This window comes from Ekhidna algicida (genome assembly GCF_051379705.1).
GTDB lineage: Bacteria > Bacteroidota > Bacteroidia > Cytophagales > Cyclobacteriaceae > Ekhidna.
In genome coordinates this window covers 2,280,388-2,300,270 of the sequence record NZ_CP179868.1, presented here as the reverse complement: position 1 = coordinate 2,300,270, position 19,883 = coordinate 2,280,388, and the positions used below count along the sequence as shown (strand labels likewise).

At 41.8% G+C, this 19,883-nt stretch carries 22 protein-coding genes; 4 read left to right on the top strand and 18 right to left on the bottom strand.

Annotated features, from left to right (window positions below; all coding sequences use genetic code 11):
- Positions 1-39: 39 nt before the first annotated feature.
- Entirely contained in the window at positions 40-702 is a 663-nt protein-coding gene (mnmD, locus tag ACL8WY_RS10025; protein ID WP_436514580.1) for a tRNA (5-methylaminomethyl-2-thiouridine)(34)-methyltransferase MnmD, read from the bottom strand.
- 30 nt (positions 703-732) lie between these two features.
- Between mnmD and ACL8WY_RS10020 the strand changes: the two genes are divergently transcribed.
- Complete coding sequence (locus tag ACL8WY_RS10020) at positions 733-1,230, top strand: DinB family protein (protein WP_436514579.1); 498 nt, start codon at positions 733-735, stop codon at positions 1,228-1,230.
- Positions 1,231-1,239: 9 nt separating this feature from the next.
- On the opposite strand, the gene ispF is transcribed toward ACL8WY_RS10020, so the two are convergent.
- The 11 genes from ispF to ACL8WY_RS09965 form a co-directional block, all read right to left on the bottom strand.
- Positions 1,240-1,725: a 2-C-methyl-D-erythritol 2,4-cyclodiphosphate synthase gene (ispF, locus tag ACL8WY_RS10015; RefSeq protein ID WP_436514578.1), complete on the bottom strand. Its 486-nt coding sequence runs from the start codon at positions 1,723-1,725 to the stop codon at positions 1,240-1,242.
- A 24-nt stretch (positions 1,726-1,749) separates the two neighbouring features.
- Positions 1,750-4,353 (bottom strand): ABC transporter permease, encoded by a 2,604-nt coding sequence (locus ACL8WY_RS10010; RefSeq protein ID WP_436514577.1) that lies wholly within the window; start codon positions 4,351-4,353, stop codon positions 1,750-1,752.
- A complete protein-coding gene (locus ACL8WY_RS10005; RefSeq protein ID WP_436514576.1) occupies positions 4,340-4,687 on the bottom strand; it encodes a PadR family transcriptional regulator in 348 nt (115 codons plus the stop codon). Before ACL8WY_RS10005 ends, ACL8WY_RS10010 begins: the two co-directional genes overlap by 14 nt.
- 80 nt (positions 4,688-4,767) lie before the next feature.
- On the bottom strand, positions 4,768-5,607 hold the full coding sequence (locus tag ACL8WY_RS10000; protein WP_436514575.1) for a DUF4349 domain-containing protein: 840 nt from the start codon (positions 5,605-5,607) through the stop codon (positions 4,768-4,770).
- 40 nt (positions 5,608-5,647) lie between these two features.
- Positions 5,648-6,250: a MarR family winged helix-turn-helix transcriptional regulator gene (locus ACL8WY_RS09995; protein ID WP_436514574.1), complete on the bottom strand. Its 603-nt coding sequence runs from the start codon at positions 6,248-6,250 to the stop codon at positions 5,648-5,650.
- Between the two features lie 94 nt (positions 6,251-6,344).
- Positions 6,345-7,076, bottom strand: a complete 732-nt coding sequence (locus tag ACL8WY_RS09990; RefSeq protein WP_436514573.1) for a hypothetical protein — start codon at positions 7,074-7,076, stop codon at positions 6,345-6,347.
- 82 nt (positions 7,077-7,158) lie between these two features.
- Positions 7,159-7,944 carry an inositol monophosphatase family protein gene (locus tag ACL8WY_RS09985; RefSeq protein ID WP_436514572.1) on the bottom strand — a complete coding sequence of 262 codons (786 nt, stop codon included), beginning with the start codon at positions 7,942-7,944 and terminating at the stop codon, positions 7,159-7,161.
- The gene (gene rsmI, locus ACL8WY_RS09980) at positions 7,941-8,621 is read right to left on the bottom strand and encodes a 16S rRNA (cytidine(1402)-2'-O)-methyltransferase (RefSeq protein WP_436514571.1); all 681 of its coding nucleotides are present in this window, start codon (positions 8,619-8,621) and stop codon (positions 7,941-7,943) included. The genes ACL8WY_RS09985 and rsmI overlap by 4 nt, the downstream gene beginning before the upstream one ends.
- Positions 8,622-8,636: 15 nt before the next feature.
- Complete coding sequence (locus ACL8WY_RS09975) at positions 8,637-9,191, bottom strand: hypothetical protein (protein ID WP_436514569.1); 555 nt, start codon at positions 9,189-9,191, stop codon at positions 8,637-8,639.
- Positions 9,192-9,196: 5 nt separating this feature from the next.
- Positions 9,197-9,430 carry a 4a-hydroxytetrahydrobiopterin dehydratase gene (locus ACL8WY_RS09970; RefSeq protein ID WP_436514568.1) on the bottom strand — a complete coding sequence of 78 codons (234 nt, stop codon included), beginning with the start codon at positions 9,428-9,430 and terminating at the stop codon, positions 9,197-9,199.
- 13 nt (positions 9,431-9,443) lie between these two features.
- The gene (locus ACL8WY_RS09965) at positions 9,444-9,704 is read right to left on the bottom strand and encodes a DUF493 family protein (RefSeq protein ID WP_436514567.1); all 261 of its coding nucleotides are present in this window, start codon (positions 9,702-9,704) and stop codon (positions 9,444-9,446) included.
- A 187-nt stretch (positions 9,705-9,891) separates the two neighbouring features.
- On the opposite strand from ACL8WY_RS09965, the gene ACL8WY_RS09960 reads away from it, so the two are divergent.
- Complete coding sequence (locus tag ACL8WY_RS09960) at positions 9,892-10,374, top strand: globin (protein WP_436514566.1); 483 nt, start codon at positions 9,892-9,894, stop codon at positions 10,372-10,374.
- Positions 10,375-10,385: 11 nt separating this feature from the next.
- Positions 10,386-10,841 carry a globin domain-containing protein gene (locus tag ACL8WY_RS09955; RefSeq protein WP_436514565.1) on the top strand — a complete coding sequence of 152 codons (456 nt, stop codon included), beginning with the start codon at positions 10,386-10,388 and terminating at the stop codon, positions 10,839-10,841.
- 95 nt (positions 10,842-10,936) lie between these two features.
- Here ACL8WY_RS09955 and ACL8WY_RS09950 read toward each other — a convergent pair whose 3' ends face one another.
- The 6 genes from ACL8WY_RS09950 to ACL8WY_RS09925 form a co-directional block, all read right to left on the bottom strand.
- Positions 10,937-12,769, bottom strand: coding sequence for a peptidylprolyl isomerase (locus ACL8WY_RS09950; protein ID WP_436514563.1), 1,833 nt, complete (start codon positions 12,767-12,769; stop codon positions 10,937-10,939).
- Positions 12,770-12,882: 113 nt separating this feature from the next.
- Positions 12,883-13,794, bottom strand: a complete 912-nt coding sequence (locus tag ACL8WY_RS09945) for a bile acid:sodium symporter family protein (RefSeq protein ID WP_436514562.1) — start codon at positions 13,792-13,794, stop codon at positions 12,883-12,885.
- Positions 13,795-13,867: 73 nt separating this feature from the next.
- Positions 13,868-14,683, bottom strand: a complete 816-nt coding sequence (locus tag ACL8WY_RS09940; RefSeq protein WP_436514561.1) for a DUF4097 family beta strand repeat-containing protein — start codon at positions 14,681-14,683, stop codon at positions 13,868-13,870.
- Between the two features lie 28 nt (positions 14,684-14,711).
- On the bottom strand, positions 14,712-15,539 hold the full coding sequence (locus tag ACL8WY_RS09935; RefSeq protein WP_436514560.1) for a DUF4097 family beta strand repeat-containing protein: 828 nt from the start codon (positions 15,537-15,539) through the stop codon (positions 14,712-14,714).
- A gap of 14 nt (positions 15,540-15,553) precedes the next feature.
- Entirely contained in the window at positions 15,554-16,354 is an 801-nt protein-coding gene (locus ACL8WY_RS09930) for a HEAT repeat domain-containing protein (protein WP_436514559.1), read from the bottom strand.
- Positions 16,351-16,902, bottom strand: coding sequence for an RNA polymerase sigma factor (locus tag ACL8WY_RS09925; protein WP_436514558.1), 552 nt, complete (start codon positions 16,900-16,902; stop codon positions 16,351-16,353). Before ACL8WY_RS09925 ends, ACL8WY_RS09930 begins: the two co-directional genes overlap by 4 nt.
- An 89-nt stretch (positions 16,903-16,991) precedes the next feature.
- On the opposite strand from ACL8WY_RS09925, the gene ACL8WY_RS09920 reads away from it, so the two are divergent.
- On the top strand, positions 16,992-19,856 hold the full coding sequence (locus ACL8WY_RS09920) for an FAD-binding and (Fe-S)-binding domain-containing protein (protein ID WP_436514557.1): 2,865 nt from the start codon (positions 16,992-16,994) through the stop codon (positions 19,854-19,856).
- The last annotated feature ends 27 nt before the right edge of the window (positions 19,857-19,883 follow it).

Genomic DNA, 19,883 nt, shown 5'->3' with positions numbered 1-19,883 from the left:
ATTAAATATAGCATTTTTCCATGATTCCCATTATCTAACCTATTTACATCTGCCTCTTACCATCTCTTTCTTTCCCATGGCACCCTGTAGCGTCTCCACATCAAATCCAGCTTGCGCCAGGTTTCGTTTGAATTGCCCCTGAGCACAATATGTTGTAAGTATTCCGTCGTTTTCTAATAGTGAGCAGCATTTCTTTAGATTATCTAACGACCATACTTCAGGCTGTTTGCTTGGCGCAAACGCATCAAAGTAAATAATGTGGAACAACTGCGATGACTCAAAATCTTCCAGTTTAGCCATGGTTTTACGCAGCTTGAATGAATGAGACAAGTCAAATTCTTTTTCCCATTCACTTTCATGAATCTTGAGAAGTAATTGCTTCTCTTCCACAGATTGGTAAAAGTTTAAGTTCTTATAAATCTCCTTTCCAATTGGAAATGGCTCCAATGATGTGAAATGAACTTTGGTCTCCTGTGTTCCTGAATACTGAGCAGTAAGGAAGGCATTCAAACCCGTTCCCAGTCCTATCTCGAGAATCTTGATTTCATCAGCTTGATTGTGGGATAACCAATACTCCAGTCCTTCTCGTATAAACACATGCATGGATTCTCCTCTGGCTCCTCTTGTTGAGTGGTAGGTTTCGTTTAGCTCCTCATCAAAAAGGCTGTGAGAACCATCTTCGGTAGTAATGATCTTGATCATGTGCTATCTTAATTTTTTAAAACTACTGCAATGGAAATACACGACGGTCAGTCCTTTGTTAAATACCTGGACAAAGTAAAAGCAAGAACACAAAGATTATTCGACTTTATCCCAGAAGATAAGATAGAGTGGGCTTATCGGGAAGGGAAATTCACCATCGGAGACCAAATAAGACATCTGGCAGCTATCGAGCGATTTATGTATGTAGAAAATGTGCAGCAAAGACCTTCAAAATATCAGGGATGTGGAATGGAATTAGCTGAAGGCAAAGAGGCAACAGTTGAGTTTTATCTACAAATGCAAAAGGAATCCAGGGAGGTGTTTGAGCGACTGACAAAGGAGGACATGCAAAAGAAATGCAAAACTCCCGGCGGCATTGATATCACCGTTTGGAAATGGCTAAGGGCTTTGGTAGAACATGAAGTGCATCATAGAGGGCAGTTGTATGTTTATCTCGGAATGTTGGGAGTAAAGACACCACCGCTATATGGTTTGACGTCTGAGGAAGTAATCGAGCGATCCGTGTAAAACAACGGGCTAATCCTTGTAAATCAAAACGGTTGCATGAGCCGCCACGCCCTCCTCTTTGCCTACAAATCCAAGTTTTTCGGTCGTGGTAGCTTTGATGGAAATGTCGTCTTCATCCACACGCATTACCGTTGAAAGACACTTTTTCATCTCCGGAATGTGAGGGTTTAGTTTTGGCATCTCCAGGCAGACAGTGGAATCGACATTGCCAACTTTATACCCTTTCTCTCCTATGATTTTTACCACCTCTTTTAAGAGGATTTTACTATCGATCCCTTTGTATTGAGGGTCTTTATCTGAAAAATGAAACCCGATATCTCGCATGTTTGCTGCTCCCAAAAGTGCATCACAGATGACATGGATCAGCACATCTGCATCTGAATGTCCATAAGCTCCATGTGTGTGTGGAACTTTGATTCCTCCAATCCAAAAATCCACGCCCTCGGCAAGCGCGTGCACATCATATCCATATCCTACTCGTATGTTGGGTTTCACATCGCCGAAAATACATCATAATATTTATTCGTCGTTAAGTCGTTGTGAAAGATCATCTGTTGCCGCTTTAAATGAACGGGTTCCAACAATGATAAAAGCCATTAATGATGTAGCAACAAATGCCAAAACAAATAGCCTAAAATCTATAGAAGTGCGGTACGCAAAATCTGAAAGCCATGTGCGCATTGCGAAATAAGCGAGTGGTAAACCAATGGCATTAGCTATAACGACCAGCAAAATGAATTTCTTAGAAAACATACTAACTACTTGCTCGGTCGTAGCACCAAGTGCCTTTCGAACAGCCACCTCTTTCAACCGACTTTTTACAACAATATTCACAATGGCAAGCATGCCAACGAATGCAATAAATATAGAAAGGCCGGTCAAAGCCAACATGACTCTGGATAGACGCTCTTCGGTTTTGTGAAGATTTGAAAACGACTGGTCTAAAAAATAACTTTCAAATGGAACTCCTACCGCCAATTCATTCCATTCACTTTCCAGCTTTTCCAGATTATCAAGTGTATTGCTCGAATTCATTCGGATAGCCATATAGTTTTTATCCTCTTCTCTAAAGAAAAAAGAGTATGGCTTTATTTCGGATTTGAAGTTTGAATAATGGAAATCCTTTATTACACCAATAATCTTCCCATAAATTAAGCTATCACCCTCATTACCTACAACTATTGACTCTCCCACCTGATCAAGCGTCACATTCAGTTCCCTCATGCCTGATTCATTCACTATAAAGTTCATTCCAGTGGCATCCGTCTCGATCGATGAATCAAAGTTTCGGCCCGCTAGAAACTCAAACTCCATGGTTTCAATATAGTCTGGACTTACGACTGCATAATTCATTAAAAATTGATCCGGATATCCAATGGTGAATGTCCAATTTAAGTCGCCAACAATTCCATCGCTAAATCCGGCTGAGGTTACAAAAGGCAAGTTGCTTAATTTATCCTTTAGAACTTGTTGGTTAGCTGTAGAGCGAGCATTCTCCACAATAAGGACTTGATCTGAATTGAAGCCTTTATCAGAATTTTTAAAATAATTGAGTTGTTTATAAACGACCATTGTGCCAACGATCATAAGCGTTGAAATAGCAAACTGTGCAACAAGCAGGATACGCTTTAAATCCAGCGTTTTACCTCGTTTATGGCTTATGATTTTCTTTATATCACCCATTGAAGCAAAACGCAGAGCAGGGTATACTCCTGCCAATATGCCTAAACCTAAGGTTACAAGCGATAACACCAATACAACAGTCAGATTGGAAGTATCTAATAATGATATTTCTCGTCCAAACAATGAGTCCATTTTTGAAACCACCAACTCTGTAAGCAATGTTCCAATAACCAGGGAAATCAAGATAATCGTGATGGCTTCTACGACAAATTGACTTACCAAAGTTGATCTATTTGCTCCAAAAGTTTTTCGCACACCTGCTTCCTTGTTTCTCTGAGAAATATGTCCAACGGTAAGATTTAGATAATTAATCATCGATATCAGCAAGATGAACATCCCGATGGATATAAATATCCGAATATTACTCATGTTATTGTTTGACCCTAATTCCCACTTAAGTGCCGAATTCAAATGGATATCGGTCAGTGGTTGGGAGTAGGCAATATTTGGGTTAATTGAGTCCCCAGCGTTACTCGAGAGATAAAGTGGTTGAAGTTTTTCTTCAAAATTTGCCACTTCAGTATCTTCTTTGAGCTTAACATATGTGTAGTAATTGTACCAACCCCACATTTCATCAATGTTACGATCTTCAAAGTGAAGTGGAATTAGAAAGTCAAAGCGAAAATGGGAGTTAAACGGAACATCATTGATTACTCCGGTTACTATTTTCTTTTGATTGTTTCTGTTGAACAAGGTAATTTCCTTTCCCATGGGATCTTCCTCACCAAAGTATTTTGAGGCCATACTTTCAGTCAATACGATGTTAGAAGGGTCGCTCAGCATTTCATCTGGATTTCCCTTAAGAGCCTCATAGGTAAATACTTTTAGGAAGTTGGCATCTACTCGATATACTTCTTGTTCATAAAACTGGCGTTCGCTAGTTACACCCATCAAAAATTTACCTCCCCACGTAGGGAATATCCGAGTGGCTTCCTCTACTTCAGGGAAATTGGCTTTAATTGCAGGAGCTAGCGCTGGTGGTGTTGTTGCATCTGGAATGCGCTGACCATTGCTCATAAAATCAATGGCAACACGATGAATTCGGTCGGAATCCTTATGATATTTATCAAAACTGAATTCACCTTCTATAAACAGAAAAATGAACAGAAAGCATGCTATTCCTGTAGACAAACTAAGAATGTTTAATGCTGTGCTTGAAGGATGCTTCTTGAGATATCTCAGCGCAAATTTGATGTGATTAATTAACATGATGCTATATTTTGAGTTGTTGCTTTCATTCTTCACGGCATATCTGCGAAAGAAGCTGAATAGATGTATCCAATAGAAAATTTTTGCTTTCCACCCAGGGTGTTGCCGATTATAGATTTGAAAGTATTCGTATAGATCACCTTCGATTTCTTCGAATAGGTCTTTTTTGCAAAACCATCGAAGAATTCGAATGCCAAGTTTGGGTGGTTCATGATTCCTAGGTGGCCTCATACTTCACATTATTCCAAGACAATTGAGGGATTTTATCCCACAAAGAATTACGAAGTGAGCGATTGTGCTCCAAGGCTTCTTTACCGGAGTGCGTTAGCGTAAAAAGACGCTTTCTGCGACCGCCCCGAGGATGTGTGCCTGGTGCCAGCTCTGCAGACAGAAACCCTTTCTCAACCAGCCTGTTTAAGCTGGAATGGATCGCTCCCATCACAACTGCTCTTCCTGTCGTTGACTTTAATTCTTCCCGTATGGCTACTCCATATGCTTCAGGATATAAACTTGCTACGGTCAATAACAACAGCTCTTCAAATTCGCCGAGATTTGTTCCTTTCATAATTAATCAAACTCTATATATGTAGGAATTGATTTAATCGAAGTATACAAATACGGAATTTGATTCGAAAAGGTTGCTAACTATTTCTGCTGTTTTCTCTTTGCTCGTATTTTTCTCACGACCCAAACAACACCTACAGCCAACAATCCGAATGGCCAAAGAGCTAGCAGATAAACCGTAAATGTGAGAAAGCCCTGCCAGCCTGCAGAAATAGAATTGAGCAACCTAGTGCCCAATCCCGGACGTTGTTCCTGGTCCAATTCATACGGAATAAGCTCATAAAAAGAGATATCTACCGTGCTGAAGTTGATTCGGTGGCTTAGTAACTTGAACTGACCTTGGAGCGACTCGATCTCTGAGCGCACCTGATTGAGATTTCGCTCAACTTCCAGAATGTCACGAACATTGTTGGCTTTCTTCAGGATTTCCTGATAGCGCTCCTCCAATTTCTTCTTATTTGCAATGCGTGATTGCAAATCATAATAGCGTTCGGTCACATCGTCAGTATTCACCCAGCGATTGTCCAATCGTTTGTCCTGGGTCAGGTCCGAAATCAACGGATCAAAATTCTGTGGTGGCACTTTGATACTTATGTTGTAGTTGATGCGATCATAACCCTTGTTTTCATTCTCCGAACTAATGTAAGCGTCATACTTTTCCAGCAGGGCATTGATCCGAGTATACTCTTCTTTAGTGCTTTCTACGCTATAGGAGAGACCTCCGGTTTTGATGACTTTCTTTTGAAAGTCTTGTTTTGGTTGTTGGGTGATCGGAGCATCAGACACTTTGCGAATGGAGCTTTCGGCAACATCCATTTCTTCCAACATAGGCGCTGCTTCGTAGCTTTCCGTGCTTGAGTCCGGACTGCCTCCTCCACAGGCGCCCATCAAGAATACGATAAGAATAGTGAGTACTTTCATAATCTAAATTTAGTGAAGGTGAAACAAGAACCTTACCATATTAATGTGCTAGTGCCTTGAAGTCTTCGCAATCCAGCCTTATTTCGCTATCAGAAAGTTGCTTTTTGATGAATTGGCAGAAGTGACCGTCATCTTGTTTTTCATAAAAACTACAGCCAAAGCATGTTCGCTGCACATCGATGATGCGGGATTGATTTAATCCGAAAATCATTTTTACCAGGCCTGTATATAACTCTTCTTGTGCATGTTTGTCGAGTGTATCAATACTCTCTCTTAAGGGAGCTTCAAAACCTTGTAGCGTATCTACCAACCTTCTGCCTGAAGGAGAAAGTAGAATAGTATAGCCCCGGGCATCCTCACCTTTTTCTTTCTCGATCAGTTTCTTCTCATGTAAAACTTTAATCGCATCGCTAATTGTTGGTTTCTTGAGGTTAAACTCTTTGGATAGATGGCTGACATTGGCCAGCGAGGAATCGTGATGTCGAATAAATAGAAGGAGCTGAATCTGAATGGGACTAAGTCCTGTTTCTTTTGACTTCTCCCAAAGCAGCACTCGAAGCACTTCAGAAAGTCGCTCTACCCCAACGACAATCTTGCTGGTCAGATCTATTACTTGATTCTTGGGGTCAAAGGAATTTGCCATATTTCAAAGTTAGCAATCCTAATTACTTTGTGAAAGGAGTTCAGCTCATAAGAACTGAACTCCATCTTTCAATGCCTCAGCATAACGCTTTGCATCACTTTTCAACAGCATAAGGAAGTGATAAATCCCCTGATGCCACACTGTACACTGCATATACACCAAGCATCGGCAGGTCTTCTTTCGAGGTATTTACCTGCATATAGGCTGCCACACCATCAAACTTAAAGTCTATCTTTCCGCTCACACGGTAGGCAGGTACAACCACTTTGATTTGATTCCCCTGCGTAACGACATGGAAACCTGGCGAATCCATATACATTGGCATTCCAGGGTTGGTAGGCGGTAGTGTTACTTCATCCTTTTCCGGGTCAAATTGCTTAACGGCAAGGCCACCTGCGACACGCTTATCCTCTGTCAAAACCACCCAGTGTGGATGCCAGATGATGCCATCATTAGCATAATTTCTGTCATAATCCTCATCCCATAAAGGTGTATCATCAAAGTCCGGATGGGAAGTCAGCGCAAGAGCCACAATTCCTTCAGTCTCACTAAAGCCTACATCAATCGCTTTGAGACTCGTTGGAAAAACATAGCCAAGAACAGGTGCTCCATCCAACTGACCAAAAGCTGTCGGTTTCGATAGCCCAGCCGCACCTTTTACCGTGATAGTAAAAACCATGTGCTCCAGAGAGCGATCATAAATGACTCGAGCCTTGGTGATCTTCAGATCATCCGTCTGCTTAAATGAAACACTTTCATTTTCTCCTTGAGAAAACGACTTGCAACTAATTGTTGCAATCAATAATAGAATTAATAGATTTTTCATTTTCATATAATTAGGATTCCTAACTTATTATGCAAACATACTTTTATTAATTAGGATTCCTAACTTATATAAATAAATTTTTTTACCAGTATCGTTGGATGACTTCTAAGAGTTGCGATTGAACACTCCCACCTGCTACAATTTCCCTTCCGAATATATAGTCGTCTCCTCCCCTAAAATCGGTGACGATACCTCCTGCTTCCTGAACCAGTATGACGCCACCTGCAATGTCATATGAGTTTAGATTGTACTCAAAATAGCCACCATAGCGGCCGCAAGCCACGTATGCCATATCTGCAGCTGCGCTGCCCATACGCCTGAGCCCTTGAGTAGATTCCATCAGCTGATGCAGGATTTTCAGGTATTCCTCCAGTCGCTCAAATTCAAAATAGGGGAATCCGGTGGCTAGAATACAATCGGAAAATGCAGCGGCCTGAGAAACTCGAATGCGTTGCTTGTTTAAATATGCTCCTCCGTTTTTCCAGGCATAAAAGCATTCGTCATTGGCTACTTCATATACTACCCCTGCTATAATTTTTCCTTCATGCATGAGCCCGATGCTTACACAGTAATTAGGAATTCCGTGGACGAAATTGGTTGTGCCATCCAGTGGATCTATAATCCAGGTGAATTCCTTTTGCCCTTGTTCGGTCGTTTCTTCCTCGGTGATGAAGCCTGCTTCAGGTAAGATCTTTTTTAAGCCTGTGGTTATTTTTCTTTCAGATTCTTTATCAACATAAGAAACCAAATTACTCTCACCTTTAAACTCTACAGAATCATATGAGAACCTTCTGCGCTCTTGACGAATAAAAGCGCCTGTTTCGTAAGCAACAGCGGCAACTTTTCGAGTGATCTCTTCAAAATTCATTTGGCTCCCTCCAATACAATGACGAATTCTCCTTTGATACTTTTCGATTCGAAGTAGGCCAACACATCGTCAATGCTTCCTGTGATGGTCTCTTCGAACTTCTTCGTTAACTCTCTGGAAACTGAAACGTTTCGATCCCCTAAAATATCCTTGAATTGTTGTAATGTTTTGAGTAATCGATGTGGTGACTCATAGTAGATCGCAGTTCTGGACTCTTCCTTTATTGCCTCGATCCGGGTTTGCCTTCCTTTCTTATGTGGAAGAAATCCTTCAAATACGAAGCGCTCACATGGAAACCCCGACTTAATCAATGCTGGAACGAAAGCTGTTGCTCCTGGCAGTGAATCAACCGGAATATCGTTGGCTAGTGCCGCACGAACAAGTAAGAAGCCGGGATCTGAAATGCCAGGAGTACCTGCATCAGAAATCTGCGCAATTGAAATACCGCTCTTCAATTTCTCTATGGCCTCCTCAACTTTCTTATGCTCATTATGTGCATGAAAACTTTGAGCCGGTGTGCCAATCTCATAGTGCTTTAAAAGAAATCCAGAGGTACGTGTATCTTCTGCCAGAATTAGGTCAACACCTTTGAGTACTTCTACAGACCGATAGGTCATATCGGCAAGGTTGCCAATGGGTGTGGGGACAAGGTATAGTTTTCCGGGCTCGATGGTCATTACAACCAAGTTAATTTATCTATCCTGAAAAGTTATAGTATAGTTGAACTTGTCTAGCTTATAAATCCCATTTAGGTTGTGAACAGAAGGAATCGAAAATCTGCTATATCCAATCATGTCCTCATCTTCCAAATACTTTTCAATGCACAAGTAGTCCCTTCGATCAGAGCAATCAATTATGTTTTTAAAGTAGACCCGCAATACAGGATCAATTTGAAGTTCAGTTCTCTCAGAATCTCTTTCTATTAGAAAAAAGATCAAATCCCGAATAGGAGATTCATAAAGCCATTCATGCTTGGATTCCATTCTTGTTGCGTCCAAAATGAATTCTTTTACAAAAACAGGTTGGCTTAATTCATTAGGCTGGTTTGGGAATTCATAGATGAGCAAAAGCAACTCGTCATTTTTAGATGATGCAATACCAAAGTCCTCACTTAAATTAGACGAGGAAATTGTTATTGTTATCCTTCTGTTGTCCTGCTGAGCTATTGCGCAATTAGCAAAGAAGCATGCAATAAGGAACAAATGTGACCTTGACTTAAGTATTTCAATAATCGCACTTCTACTCATCGGAGTTATATAAGAGCGTCAATTGCCTCCGCCAGCTTCTGATCTTTCTCTGTAACCACATCACCAGCATCGTGTGTATTCAACTCAAAGCTTACCGTGTTGTAGACATTGCTCCAATTGGGATGATGGTTCATTTTCTCTGCGATGATTGCCACCTGGCTCATAAACCCAAATGCGTCTACAAAGTCTTTAAACTCAAATGTCTTCTTTAGCTTGTTGTCTTCTTCTTTCCAACTCATTTTTTCTACTCTTTTAAAGTGCTATGATTCCTTCGATCTTGTTGGCTTGAACATACACATCCACAACATCTTTACTGGTATCCATCATTCGACTCATGGTCACGCTCACATATTTGTTTCCGGAGCTAGGCTTCAGCTTTACTTCGGCCCCAGGAAGCAAAGCCTCCACTTTAGCCTGGTGCTCAGGCTTTACAATAAACTTGAAGGTGTAATTATCCGGAAATTGATGTGCTCCTTCCAGCTTCTCTAAAAATGATTTTTCATCCCAACTCATAAATTCTCTGATAATATTTTGTAAAGGTAAGTCTTCCCTATTTTTCAACCATATCACAGGCTTTTCTAGTCTTTGAAGGCTATTTACACTAGTCCACCTATTGTACACTCTTTCTATAATTCATCCAACTGAGCAGCCATCTAGCTTTGCGGTAATTAAAATATATCAGCTTAAACCATTAACAAGAATGAATTTATCAACTCATGAACGAAGCTTAATTAAAAACTCCTGGATACTTCTCAAGGCGGAAGCAGGTATTTCAAATGAGCTTGTTTTTTACGATTCCTTTTTCAGATTAGCACCTGATGCTCAAAAGTTTTTTCAGAAAAAGAATGGGGGAGAAGTAGACTACAAAAAATTGACCCTCAAATTTTCTTACACGATGGACTTCATCATCAATAACATTCATGATTTAGAAAAAATCCCTAATCAGATAGCGGATCTGGGTAGCATTCATAACCGATTGAAAATTAAACCCGAATACTATGCGCTTTTCGCAGAATCCATACTACTGATGATTGATGAACTTTTAGGAACTCGTAGTACTGATGAACTCAAGGGTGCTTGGAAAAAAGTGCTCGAATACATTTCAGAAAAAATGCAAGCGGCTCCAGTAAAAGAAAAGAACGCTTTGAATCGCCTGCTTAATAAACTATTTGGCAACCATTAAAACTAAAACTTATGCTTACTAAAGATGACGCTAATAATATCGTCACGTCATGGCAAAGTCTTGCCGGAAAAGAGCTTCAAACGATGACCTCTTTTTACAATGCACTATTTAAGATGGCCCCAGAGGTCAGGTTCTATTTTCCCGATGATATGAGTTCTCTTTCCAAGAAACTGCAGATGACAATCGATGTTGTGATTGATAACATCCATGATGTAGACGCTTTAGTACCGGAACTACACAAATTGGGAAGATTCCATAAGAACAAAATTGGTGTGGAGTCTTCTCATTATCCATTTGTGGTAAAAGCTTTGCTCTTTACTATCAGAAAAGCGATGGGTGATGACTACACAAATGATGTTGGGGAATCATGGCGCAAGATGCTTGTATTTATATCCAGACACATGATCGCGGCACCACCAAAAGAAAGAAATGCTGTAGTGAAGTTTTTCAAAAAAGTCTTTTCATAGATCTTTTCCCATTCCCGTTAGGATACTTCACCACAAAAAAAGCCACTCTAATAAATGGAGTGGCTAATTTTTTTGGTTTTTGTTTAATTGAGCTATTAAAAGAACTTATATCTCATATCCTCAATTTCAGCAAACTCTTTAACCGCTTGATCGATCTTTCTTGGGACAAATAGCCTGAAGTATGAAAGCGGGAAATCTGCAATCATCGCGTTTTGTCCAAGTCTCTGACGTGATACCTGAAGTGCAAACTGCGAGTACTCATCAAGATCAGCAGGAATATCTTTTGCTGATAGCTTGATCACGATCACTCCATCCTGAATGGCAAACGCCTGAGTGATTTCTTCTTCGTCAAGCGCAAATGAAAGACCAATTGCTTCCGGAGCATAACCTACTCCATTGATACTGCTAGAGAACATTTGAAAATCTGCGGTGCCTGTTTTAGCGCCTTCACCATATGCTACAGCTAGTGACTCAACATCTGAGGCATCCAGTCCGCCAAGAGTGCTGACGATATTTTGTGCTTTTTTCTCATTTCTAACTTTTCGTTCCACCTGGTTTCTAACTTCATCGAGATTAGCTACGCCTTTTTCCTGCGCTGAGGTCATAGCCGCAACTACATATCTATCTCCGATCTCTTTTACATCAGATACAGCACCAGCTGAGCCCTCATTGTATAACCAAAGTACCAAGCTTCTTGCTTCTACTAATGGTCCAACACGCTGGGCGTTCTTGCCAATTCTATTGGCTTCTCTTACTGTCAACCCTTGCTCTTCCGCCAGTCTATTAAATTCCTCGACATTGCCAGCAGAAGCCGCAAATAGATCCGCTTCTCTATAAGACTCATTGATTGTTTCATCTGAAACGAAGAATTCTTTCTTCATCTTGGCTACTCTGAAAAGCACACTATCAGCAGCGATCTGATCTCTTCTAGACAATTTGTAAAATTCGTAATATCCATTTACGATAACAGGAGACGAAACATATCCGACTTCTTTTCCAAGCAATGAATCCGGAAGGTTATCTGCTGTATAGGTAATGTATGGATATGGATCATCAGAATTGATCACAACAAAACTTGAATCATTTGATGCATTTGTTAGTGACATTTTTAGGTCTGCTACTTCATCCATTACGATGGCAGAATCGGCACTTGAAGGCTTGATATCAAAAATGACATATGAAAGGCTTCTGGTTTCTTCTCTCTGAAATTCTGATTCGTGTGCATCAAGGTAAGCCTGTAGCTCACTGTCAGTAATGCTAACTGATGAGTCTGATATGCTCAGGAATGGCACATACATATAATCGATAGTAGCTGATGCATTCTGATTAATGTATTCCTCTTTCGCTTCATACTTGGTTACATAATTGGTCTTCGTAAAGAGGTTTGCATATTTTTCAATCTTTCTACTTGGAACCAACGATTGCTCGAAAGAAATCCACGAGTTTCGCTGCTGTGGCTGTGCCTGCTGAAGGCTACCCAGAAAAGCGGTTACATTTTCCTTGCTGAATTGTCCTGTTTGAGGATCTGCGAAGAATTGTCTGATTTGTGGGCTGATATTGCTTCCCTGCACCATATCTACCAATTCATCATTGGTCACGACGATTCCCAGTTCATCGAACTGCTCGCCGTATGCTTTTTCCAGGATAAGCGCATTCCATGCTTGATTTCTTATTTCATCGGTTTCTTGCTGCAAAGGGTTTCGACCCATGTTGATTGCAAAATTGTATGAAAGCTCGTCTACTTTATTTTGAAACTCAGCATTGCTAATTCCTTGTCCAGCGATCTCGCCAATATCTGGGTTGTCTCCGCCTCCCAATATTGTAGAATTGCCAATAAGGTCTGTTCCAATGAAAGCGACCATTGTGACCATGATTGCTCCCACCACGATCTTACCCATCTTGTTTCTCAGTATGCCTATTAGTGCCATGTTATTCTAAATGCTCTTTGTAATAAGGTCGGCAAAAATAAGGAAATAATTTGCTATTGGCTATTAGGCAGACAATTGAATTAAATCGCCTAATGTATTGATAATCAGCACAACTAATTGGCGGGCGCCAATTCACGATTTCTACTCCAGAAATAAGCGATGCTCAAGCCAGATAATATGTGCCAAATCCCCCACCAGGCTGCTACGATAGCCATGCCTCCCAATCCTTCGAAAAAACTAAAAATTAGAATCAGGCCTAGTCCAGAATTTTGAATGCCTGTCTCTATCGCTATTGACCTTCGATCTGCCTGAGGAAGTCGAAATAGTTTCCCTACCTGATAGCCGGCGGTTAGCGCTACGGCATTATGTGCTAATACCAATAATAGCACCAGGTGAATGTATTCCAGGAATAGGTTGAAGTTGGCGCTAAAAGCCATACAGACAATTGCCGCGAAAATGAATATGGAACTGTAGTGCATGACCGGATGAAGTTTGTCTGCAAGTTTTGGTTTCCACTTTCTTAGCATCATACCCAGCATGATTGGCACTAGTAATAGCATCGTGATGGTTTTCAAAAGTTGCCAGAAATCCAGACTTACCTCCGTGAGGATAACTGATGTCGGCGCATAGAGACTTGCCCAGAGTGTTAAGTTTATTGGCGTCATAAAAATCGCCAGTGTGCTAGAAACTGCAGTCAGACTAACGGACAGGGCAGTGTTGCCACGAGCCATCGCCACCATAAAATTTGAAATATTCCCTCCCGGACAAGCTGCTACCAGCATCATTCCCAATGCAAAGCTGGGCCTTGGTTGAATGAGTAATATCAGGAGGAAGGTCAGGGCCGGAAGCACCAAAAACTGTGATAACATTCCTGCAAGTGCAGATTTTGGGCTTTTGATTACGCGAAGAAAGTCCTCAAGTCGAAGATTGATGGCTACTCCGAACATAATAAACCCCAGGCTCAGGTTGAGGTAAAAGAGGTTTGCCTCACTAAAGTTGAGTGTGACCTGATCGATAGCTTCCATGGAAGGAAAGATAAGTAGGAATAAAAAAACCCGCGTGAAGCGGGCTCTTACTTTAAGAAAAGTACTTTACTATTTATTGTTTTCTGATGATGATGTCCCCATTCATGTTCTTAAAAGTATACTCCGGTCCTCCGCCATTGATATCTCCATATACCCATGAATTGATTGATACTTTGTACTCGCCATCATTCGACTTAACCTCCGGTTTTGATTGATCTACACTCATATCAAAATCGGTAAATATCTCGCCACGGTCTGAGCGCATCTTAGCTCGTGCCTTAATGTTTGTCGGGAAGGTCACATCAACATTGCCATTGAGTGTAACAAAGGACATGGGCTCATTTTGCTTTACGGATTTAAAGTTTACCAGAATGGTGCCATTTACCGTGTTAGATACAATGGACCCGCTCATGTCTTTTAATGTCAGCTTACCGTTGACTGAAGAAATCTCATGCGTGCCACTGATTCCCGTTACTTCTATCGTTCCATGAACCGTAGAAACTTCTAAGTCAAAGTTTGCCGGTATTTTAATATCGAGATTAATCGGCTTTTTCCAGGAGTTGGTTTCGATTTCAACCTTATTGTTGTTTTCTGAAGCTTCCAACTCCAATGGGCTGCTGGCAATTCGCTTCATTCCTGATGGAGCGCTGCTCTTCTTGTCTCCATGATCATGATCACAGCCGTCGCAATCGTCCTTGCCTGATGTGGCTTGAATGATTACTTCTTTGCCGTTGTAGGCTGTAATTACGATGTTGCCTCGAACCTGGCCGACTTCCAACTTTCCCCTTTTGTCCGGAGAGCTTAGTGGCACAGCTATTTTTTCATTGAATTCTTGCGCCCAGATGCTGCCTGAGGCTATCAAAAATGCTATTATCAATAAGTTTTTCATATGCTATATTTATTGCACTTACGTGCGGTTATTCACTCTTTTTTAAATAAACGTTCCCGTTTATACTACGGAAGGAAAGCTCAGGCCCACCAGATCCAATCTGGACTCCTGATTTGGTTCCAATTTTAAACTTTCCGTTCTCTGTGCTTCTCTCCACTTTCGGACTCATGGTCTGATAGTCGAATGCCGTGTACATATCTCCGTTCATGGTATTGAAGTAAACCTTGGCGCTGAAGTCTTTCGGGAGCTTGAAATTGAAATCTCCATTTACCGTGTTGAAGTCTATGGCTTCTTTCGGGCTTTCCAGAAAGTTGATGGTCACATCGCCGTTCACAGTGGATGCTTGTAAGACTTTTCTGGCATTTTTGATCTCTACCGCTCCGTTTACATTGCACGCTTTTACGGCTCCACTTACATTCTCGACCAACACATCTCCATTGTTTATCGTCTTTGCTTCCAGCTTTACATTTTTTGGAACCTTCAACTTATATTGATATTTAAAGTCATATTTCGGGTGCTCCCGTATGTCGTAACCGGAGACATTTCCCCAGCGGCATTTCTTGATAAAAGGTGCTTTTGTAAAGAAAATCAGTGAGTCTTCAGTCTGTATTTCTCCCAGTTTCAATTCCTCCTTTGCCTTTGCAAGAAGTGCGTCTGTACTTGCTGACATCTCGATGACTAGTGATAGATAGACCTTGTTATCATTAGAGGTTTCCACCTCTACATCGCCATTGATATTGTTGATAATCACTGCCATTTCACTCGGATTTGTCAGCGTGTATGTCTTGTTGATTTCCACCTTATCCTCCTTGAGGTCAGGAAAAATCAGCGCCATTAATATGATTAAATAGTTCATTGTCCTTTTGAGTTTTATGTGCTTTTCAGCGTTTTAATACTTTCGTTGAGTTTCTCTTTTACAAATCCTTCCTCTGTGGTTTCTTCCAATTTCTGAAGTACCTCTACTGAAGATTTCTCCTGAATGGCCACCAGCACATCCGCAATGGCCACTAGCACCAATGGTGAGTCTTGTGTTGTGAGCGCATCCACAAGTGCTTGTCTCACGTTTGGTTGATCTACATATCGAACCAGTGACTCCAGACTCGCCAACCTCACGTTTACATTCTCATCGTTGTTGAGTGTAGTGATTAATGCGTTGACTACTTTCTCATCGGCACGCGGCAATTCGGCAGCCAGATTTACTGCGCGGATTCGTTCCTGAGCTTTGGGCTGTTCGATCAGAGTGAGCATCATCATCTCTTTCATGCTCTGGATCTCACTGCTCAATTGCTTGATGTCTTCCTTTTGATTTTGTGAAGGCAGCATCCACCAGCCGATAAATAATCCCATTACTAATGATGCCAAACCTACTTGCCAGCTCCTGGTCATGCGCTCTACGATCCAATCAAGGACATTGGGACGAACGGTTTTTTGTTTTTCTTTATAGGCTGCCATCATTCCTTCAAATCGGGCATCCATCTTCTCGGAAGGTTCTGGACGCTTAATCTCCTCGAAGAGGTCCCATGTCTGCTCCAAATCTTCCAATTCGGCAGCTACATCCGGATTTGCTTCGAGAAATTGCAGCAAAGCTTTTCCCTCATTCTCACTGATGTCGCCAGCCAGCTTATCCTGCCACAGTTCTTCTGCCTTTTTCTTATTTATCTTCATTTTCATGCGTCCAGTTTTATGTAGGACTCCCGTAATTCTTTCAATATTCGATGCACACGTACCTTAATTGCACTTTCAGTTACGCCCAGCATCTCTGCCACTTTTGCGTATTTGACCTTCTGAAATCGCACCAGTTCGATCAGTTCCCTTTTTTCTTCTGAAAGGCTGGCCAATGCTTTCTTTAGGTAATTCAATTCATCTGATCGTTCCATTTCTACCTCCTGATTTTTGGTTTCACTCAAGCGCTCTTCATATGGATTCATGTCCTCCTGAAAAGCATATCGTTTGTTCTTTCGATAATGATCGTGATGTACATTACGCGCCATCTGGAACGCCCACACTTCGAAATCTCCTGTTTCCTTATAGGTGTGCTTATACTTCAAAATCCGCATAAACACGTTTTGCACCAGGTCTTCACTCGTCGCTCCATCGCTGGTCATTCCATAAAAGAATCCAAAGAATCGACGGCTATATCGCTTGTATAGAAGGTTGAGTTTTTCCACTTCTCCTTCTTTCACTTTCAACATCAAATTGTGGTCTTCCAGTAGGTTCATTCGGTGCATTCTGACGGGGAAACTGAAGTAATTTCGGAAGGTTACATCTGGATTGGAAATTTTCTGAAATTCATTCGTAGGTTTGAACCATGAACTTCGCAGACCTTAAAAAGGAGCTAAAGGGCCAACTCTATTCCGATGAAGCCATTAAGCGCATCTATGCAACTGATGCTTCGGCTTATCGTGAAGTTCCTCAAGCAGTAGCTATTCCAAAAACGGATGAGGATATTGAGAAGCTCATTCATTTTGCGAGAGCCAATAAAACCTCCCTAATACCAAGAACTGCTGGCACTTCCTTAGCAGGACAGGTAGTAGGCGGAGGAATTGTGGTGGATGTCTCCAAGCATTTTACAAAGATCATTGAAGTCAATGTTGAAAAGGAATATGTCTGGGTGCAGCCAGGTATCGTGCGCGATGAGCTAAATCGAGAGCTTGCTAAGCAAGGTTACTTTTTCGCTCCGGAAACCTCCACAGCCAACCGCGCCATGATTGGAGGAATGATTGGCAACAATAGCTGTGGTTCAAATTCGGTTGTATACGGAAGCACGCGTGAACACTTGCTAGAAGTTAAGGCCTTTCTTTCTGATGGTTCTCAAGCTCATTTTAAGGGAACAGGAGATCTGCGTGGATCGACTGAACTCGAAACCCAGCTGTATGAAAACATCTCTGAAATTCTTTTGAATCAGACACATCTGGAGCGCATCAAAAAAGAATTTCCGAAACCTAATATCCCGAGAAGAAACACCGGTTATGCCTTGGATATGTTGGCACGAATGCAGCCTTTCAATCCAGAGGGACAACCCTTCAACTTTTGTTCTTTAATTGCTGGCTCTGAAGGAACATTGGCATTCGTCACTGCGGCAAAACTCAAGATCACCAAAATACCTGAAGGCTATAAACGACTGGTCTGCATCCACTGCAAAAGCATCGATGATACCCTCAAAGCAAACCTCATTGCGCTCAATTATCAGCCGTATGCATGTGAGCTGATGGATCATTACATCCTGGAAGCAACAGCCAGAAACAAAGAGCAAGCTGCCAATCGATTCTTTGTGGAAGGTGAGCCTAAAGCAATACTTGTTGTTGAACTGATTGGAGAAACTGAGAAGGAAGTAGACATCCGCATTCTCAATTTCCTGACTGAGCTGGGCAAGCAACGCCTGGGTTATGCTTTCCCAATTATTCGGGGTGATGACATTCCCAAAGTATGGAATCTACGTAAAGCCGGACTTGGCTTGTTATCCAATATTCCAGGAGATATCAAACCTGCGCCGGTTATTGAAGACACGGCAGTAGATGTAAAAGACCTTCCTAATTACATCGGTGATTTCAACAAAATCTTACAAAAATATGACCTCTACAGTGTGCACTATGCGCACGCTGGTTCGGGAGAATTACACCTTCGTCCATACCTCAATCTGAAAACAGAAGAAGGTGTGAAACTCTTTCGTACGATCGCTGAGGAGATCGCCGCTTTGGTCAAGAAGTATGAAGGTTCCCTTTCCGGAGAGCATGGAGATGGTCGTCTGCGAGGAGAGTTTATCCCTAAAATGATCGGAGAGGAAAACTATCAGTTGCTTAAAAAAGTGAAGCAAGCCTGGGATCCGAATAACATCTTCAATCCGGGCAAGATTGTGGACACTGCTCCGATGGATACTTCTCTGCGGTATGAAAAAGACCAAATCACTCCGGAGTATGAAACCATACTTGATTTTTCGGAAGATCAGGGAATCGTACGCTCAGCCGAGCTGTGTAATGGTTCCGGCGACTGTCGCAAGTCTGAACTGACAGGAGGGACGATGTGTCCAAGCTATCAGGCTACTCGTGATGAAAAGGATACCACTCGAGCCAGGGCCAATATTCTGCGCGAAATGCTCACACGCTCGAAAGAATCAAATCCATTCATTCAACCTGAGATTAAGGAAGTCATGGACCTCTGTCTTTCCTGCAAAGGCTGCAAAAGTGAGTGCCCTTCTAACGTCGATTTGGGAAAGCTAAAAGCAGAATGGCAGTATCAAACCATCAAGGAGAATGGTGTTCCTTTCCGAACCAAAATGATTGCCAGCTATGCCAAAAGCATGCATCGTTTTGAAAAAGCGCCATGGGCATTTAACCTGACTAGAAACTTGTCTAAACCGATGTTGGGGTTTGCTGGCAAGCGGTCCATTCCTAAAATGGCTAATCAGACCCTTCGCTCCTGGTTTGATAAAAAATTTCATTCTTTACACCGAGAGTCCAAAAAGACAGTCTATTTCTTTTTTGATGAGTTTACCAACTATTTGGATGTAGAGATTGGCAAGAAAGCCATCATGCTGCTGGATCGTATGGGCTATGAAGTGCGAGCTGCAAACCATGCCATAAGCGGCAGAGCTTATCTGTCCAAAGGCATGTTGGAGGAAGCCCGACAATTGGCCAAAGAGAATGTGAATCTCTTTCATTCTTTACTGAAAAAAGATGTTTGTCTGATTGGCATTGAGCCTTCCGCTATTCTCACTTTTCGTGATGAATATCCAGACCTGCTAAGAGGTAAAGAGAAAGATCATGCGGTGAAAGTAGCTGAGCGAACTTTCACGATAGAGGAGTTTTTGGCGAAAGAGCTGGGTGACGGAAGGCTGAAGCCGGAGGATCTCTCTCACGAAAAGAAAAAGATATTGGTTCATGGCCATTGCCATCAAAAGGCGCTTTCCTCAATGACTCCAACCATGAAAGTGTTGAAGGCGGCTGAGAACTTTAAAGTTCAGATGATCCCAAGCGGTTGCTGTGGAATGGCCGGATCTTTTGGCTATGAAAAAGAGCATTTTGAGGTATCAATGAAAATCGGAGAACTCGTCTTATTCCCGAAGGTGAGGGAAGCAGAAGAAGACACGATCATCCTTGCCTCGGGTACTTCTTGCAGACATCAAATCTGGGATGGAACGGGGAAGGTAGCGAGGCATATTGTAGAGATTCTGTAGTCCGTTGGTGTAAAATTGTTGGTGGTT